The 4,435-nt window shown below is 73.6% G+C and carries 6 protein-coding genes and 1 pseudogene; 2 read left to right on the top strand and 5 right to left on the bottom strand.

What is annotated here, in order from left to right; all coding sequences use genetic code 11:
* The 5 genes and pseudogenes from JM949_RS34045 to JM949_RS34025 form a co-directional block, all read right to left on the bottom strand.
* A partial coding sequence (locus tag JM949_RS34045; protein WP_238434388.1) for a winged helix-turn-helix domain-containing protein occupies positions 1–586 on the bottom strand: 586 nt, incomplete at its 3' end.
* A 247-nt stretch (positions 587–833) separates the two neighbouring features.
* Complete coding sequence (locus JM949_RS34040; RefSeq protein ID WP_203152126.1) at positions 834–1,382, bottom strand: winged helix-turn-helix domain-containing protein; 549 nt, start codon at positions 1,380–1,382, stop codon at positions 834–836.
* A gap of 97 nt (positions 1,383–1,479) precedes the next feature.
* Positions 1,480–1,918, bottom strand: a pseudogene (locus JM949_RS34035) (rhodanese-like domain-containing protein); the annotation flags it as partial.
* Between the two features lie 34 nt (positions 1,919–1,952).
* On the bottom strand, positions 1,953–2,408 hold the full coding sequence (locus JM949_RS34030) for a cysteine dioxygenase (protein WP_203152125.1): 456 nt from the start codon (positions 2,406–2,408) through the stop codon (positions 1,953–1,955).
* 111 nt (positions 2,409–2,519) lie between these two features.
* Positions 2,520–2,897 carry a signal peptidase I gene (locus JM949_RS34025; protein WP_203152124.1) on the bottom strand — a complete coding sequence of 126 codons (378 nt, stop codon included), beginning with the start codon at positions 2,895–2,897 and terminating at the stop codon, positions 2,520–2,522.
* A 59-nt stretch (positions 2,898–2,956) separates the two neighbouring features.
* Between JM949_RS34025 and JM949_RS34020 the strand changes: the two genes are divergently transcribed.
* Both JM949_RS34020 and JM949_RS34015 read left to right on the top strand, forming a co-directional pair.
* The gene (locus JM949_RS34020; RefSeq protein ID WP_203152123.1) at positions 2,957–3,349 is read left to right on the top strand and encodes an ankyrin repeat domain-containing protein; all 393 of its coding nucleotides are present in this window, start codon (positions 2,957–2,959) and stop codon (positions 3,347–3,349) included.
* A 32-nt stretch (positions 3,350–3,381) separates the two neighbouring features.
* Positions 3,382–4,335: a DUF3500 domain-containing protein gene (locus tag JM949_RS34015; protein ID WP_203152122.1), complete on the top strand. Its 954-nt coding sequence runs from the start codon at positions 3,382–3,384 to the stop codon at positions 4,333–4,335.
* The last annotated feature ends 100 nt before the right edge of the window (positions 4,336–4,435 follow it).

Genomic DNA, 4,435 nt, shown 5'->3' with positions numbered 1-4,435 from the left:
GCACGTCGACGGTGCGGACGCCGGCGTGCTCGTAGCCCCAGACCGCGTTGAGCAGTTGCAGCCGGGTGAACACCCGGCGCGGATGGGCGACCAGGTGCACGTCGACGGTGCGGACGCCGGCGTGCTCGTAGCCCCAGACCGCGTTGAGCAGTTGCAGCCGGGTGAACACCCGGCGCGGATGGGCGACCAGGTGCAGCAGCAGGTCGAACTCCAGCCGGGTCAGCGGTAGCGGCTCGTCGTCGCGTAGCACCGAACGCGACGAGGCGAGGATGTGCAGGGCCGGGATGGTCGGGCTGAGCGCACGGGCCGGCGACCTGCTGGCGGGGGCCGGGTCGGGGCGGCGTTCGGCCGGGACCGACCCGATGATCACGCCTTCACCCCGCTCCAGCATCTCGCGGGCGGCCTCCAGCAGTCGACGTGCCGCCGGGGTCAGCGACTCCTCACAGGCCAGCGGGATGGACAGCGTCACGGTGAGCACGGGCGCGGCGGTGTTCGCCGGGCGGCGCTGGCCGCCGGGAGGTCGACCGGGCACCGCGGGTTGGGACGTATGCCATCCGGCGCGCGACGAGGCGGGGCTGACCGACATGGTCCTCCTTGGGCTGGTCCGGGTATCTCCCCACGGCCCGGGACGCCGCTTCATCGATGCTTCCCGGCGCCTGGGCGAGGGTCAAGAGGCGGCTGCGTTGCATGAATGTGACAATTGACGAACGCATCGGAGCCGGATGCTCGCTCTGCGTACGAGGCCTGATGATTACAGCAGAGTCCTCGAGATGCCCCGTTACGGGGGTCCCCGCCCGGTTCACCAGGTGGTCACCGTGCCGCCGGACCAGGGCTCAGCTGCCGTACTCCACGCTGATCGGGGCCTCGTCGGCCAGTCGGTAACCGACCCCGTAGACGGTGGTGACCAGCTCCGCCCCGGCCAGCTTGGCACGCAGCCGACGGACGTGTACATCCACGGTCCGGGCCACCGCGTGCTCGTACCCCCAGACGTTGGAGAGCAGTTGCAGGCGGGTGAAGACCCGGCGGGGCCGCTCGGCCAGGAACAGCAGGAGTTCGTACTCGATGCGGGTCAGCGAGACGACCTGGTCGCCCCGGCGGACCGTCCGCGAGCCGGTGAGGATGCGGACCTGGTCCGCCGCGACGACCGGTTCGACGGTGGCCGGGCGTGCGGCCGGGCGCGGCCCCGGCGCGATGTCGTCGACGGCGCGCAGCTGCCCCTCGCCGGATTCGGCGAGTTCGCCGAGCAGCTGCACCAGCCGGGCCAGCCGAGGGCTCAGCGGCCCGGGGGCGAGGTCGAGGGTGATGGTCAGGGTCGGGCCGGTGCGCGGGCGGGCCGGGCGCACCCCCGGATGGCGGCGGGTGGGGATGGCGACGACGGACATGGTGCCTCCTGAGTGGCGGTACGCCCGCCACGCCGGGTGTGGCGTGACGGTCAGCGGCGCGCCACCCGGCGTTGACCGGGGACGCGAGGGGTGAGCGATGGTGCAGCGGGGTCGGGCCGAGGGCCGGCAGGCCGGCGATCCGCCAGGCCGCGAATCCGCCGACCACGTCGGTGGCCCGGTGCAGGCCGACGTCCTGTAGGGCGGCGGCGGCCAGCGACGAGGTGTAGCCCTCCTGGCAGAGGATCACCACCGGCACGTCGTAGTCGACCGCCTGCGGCAGCCGGGCCGCAGCGGGGGTCGAAGCGCCACTCCAGCACGTTGCGCTCGACCGCCAGCGAGCCCGGCACCACGCCGTGCGCGGCCCGCTGAGCGGCCGGCCGGATGTCGACCAGCAGCGCCCCGGTCCGGTACGCCAGGTGCGCCCGCTCCGGATCCAGCCGGTCGAGTCGGGCCCGGGCGGCGGCCAGGATCTCGTCGATGCCCCGCGAGCCCGACGGCGGCACGGGGGCGGGGCAGTGCTCGGCGGTTATCGACATGCTCGGTTCCTTCCGATGACAGGGGGTGGATCGGCTACCAGGACCGGCCGGCCTCGGCGACCTCGGCGACCCGCAGTCGCCCGTCCACCAGGTGGTAGCGGGTCATCCGCAGCAGCGCCGGCCGGTAGACGTGCACGCTGACCGCCGGGTCCGCACCCCGATTGCTCACCTGGTGCACGTGCCGGGGGCCGAAACGGCGGCCGACCCCGGCGGAGAGCAGTCGCGGACGCAGCCGGCCGGCGCTGACCGTCTCCTCGGTGAGCGCGCCGCCGACGACCCGGAACGCTCCACGGGAGCCGCCGTGGTCGTGCAGGTCGGTGCCCTGCCCGGGTAGCCAGCTCAGCGCCCACACCTCGTGGTCGTCGCCGACGGCGAGGCGGGCGTACCACCGCTCGGCGGGGTCGAAGCGCAGCGCGACCGGCCAGCCGACCGGGTCGGCCCATCGGGCGGCAACGGTGAGCAGGTCGGGCTCCGGGCGGTGGTGCGTCATGGCGGTTCCTCGCGGGTCGTTCGGCGGGGTGCCCTCGTACTCTAGCCGGCAAAGCCTATAGGTTTAGTAGGTAATTTCGTCTGGTGGGACGCCGATCGCGCCGCGACCGGATCAGCGCAGCACCGGCGGGTCCACCCGGTAGCCGGGCAGCGACGGCCAGCGCACGGTCAGCACCACCGACGCGCGCTCGGCGAACCAGGAGTGGTCCATTCCACGGGCCCACACCACGTAGTCGCCCGGCGCGGCCAGTCGTACCGTCCGATCCGGCAGCTCGACCCGGAAACACCCCTCGACGAGGACGAGCAGGGTGGTCCGCAGCTCCCCGGTCGCCCACCGCGACCGGGCCTGCCCGGGTGGGTGCACGCCCCACTTCACCTCGACGTCGGTGCTGTGCCGGAGCTCCCCCGCGGGCACGAAGTGACCGAGCAGCCAACCAGCGTCGGCGGCACCGTCGACACCCGCGTTGCCCACGTACACCGTCTCGACCATCGGACCCTCCCCAGCACGCCGGCCGAGCAACCTATCAGGGCGGGCCCTAGCCTGGACCGGTGACCGACGACCTCGACGCCGCGACGCTGGCGTTCGCACACCGGATGTTCGACCTGGCCCGCGCCGGCTCCACGCAGGAGCTGGCCGCGCAGCTCGACGCCGGCCTGCCGGTCAACCTCACCAACGACAGGGGCGACACCCTGCTCATCCTGGCCGCGTACCACGCCCACCCGGACACGGTGGCGGCCCTGCTCAGCCGGGGCGCCGACCACTCCCGGGCCAACGACCGGGGCCAGACCGCGTTGGCCGCGGCGGTCTTCCGCAGCAGCACCGAGGCGGTCCGCGCGCTCCTCGCCGCCGGCGCCGACCCGGCGCACGGCAACCCGTCGGCGGTGGAGACCGCGCACTTCTTCGACCTGCCGGAGATGGCGGAGCTGCTGCGCGTCGGCTGACGCCGGCACCGGCCTGCCGGTATACAGGGGCGGTGGAAGATCCTCTGCCGGAGCAGATGCGGACCGCCAGCACCGCGTTGCTGACCGCCCTCACCCCCGCCGCCCGGGAAATCGCCGTGCACCCGTTCGACGACGAGACGACCCGACGCTGGCTGGAGTACCGGCCCCGACCCCGGCCCGGCGTCTGCCTCGCCGAGCTCGACGTCGCCGGCCGCAAGGCCGCCCACCGGCTGCTGGCCACCGCGCTCAGCCCCTCGGCGTACGCGCAGGCGATCGCGATCATCGGGTTGGAGGAGGTGCTGGACCGGGCCGAGGGTTGGCAGCGCGGGCGGCACAGCGGCGACTACTGGGTGGCCGTGTTCGGCGACCCGGCGCGCGACGACCGCTGGGCGTGGCGGCTCGAAGGGCACCACCTCTCGGTGAACATGACAGTCGTGGACGGTCAGGTCTCCCCCGCGCCGATCTTCTTCGGCGCCAACCCTGCGGCCGTCCGGTACGCCGGTCGTCCCGTCACCCGCCCCCTCGGCGTCGAGGAGGACCTGGCCCGCGCGTTGCTCGACGCCCTCGGGCCGGCCGAGCGGGCCGCCGCGATCATCGCCGACGACGCCCCGGCGGACATCATCAGCGCCACCCGTGGGCGGGTCGACGGGCCGCTGGAGCCGCTGGGCGTACCGGCGGGCCGGCTCGGACCGACCGGCCGCGCGTTGCTCGACCAGGTGGTCGCGCTCTACCTCGACCGGCTACCGCCCGAGCTGGCCATCCGGGAGGCGACTCGGCTGGGCGCCGGCGACCTGTACTTCGCCTGGGCCGGGCCGACCGAGCCCGGAAAGCGGCACTACTACCGGGTGCAGGGCGACGACCTGCTGATCGAGTACGACAACACCAGCGCGGACGGCAACCACGCGCACACCGTGCTGCGCCGCCCCGCCAGCGACTTCGGCGCGGACGTCCTGGCGACCCACCACCGGAGCCACCCCCACGACTAGCTGTGCTGTCCAGGGAGGTTGGTCGAGGTTGTGTGACGACACGCTCTGATGTCGTAGGTAGGTGAAGGCCTCCGGTTGTGGAGTGGAGCTGTCTAGGAAC

Origin of the sequence: Micromonospora tarensis (assembly GCF_016803395.1) — a bacterium.
Lineage (GTDB): Bacteria > Actinomycetota > Actinomycetes > Mycobacteriales > Micromonosporaceae > Micromonospora > Micromonospora tarensis.
Note: the sequence above shows the minus strand (reverse complement) of the source record. Positions and strands in the feature narration are given on the sequence as shown.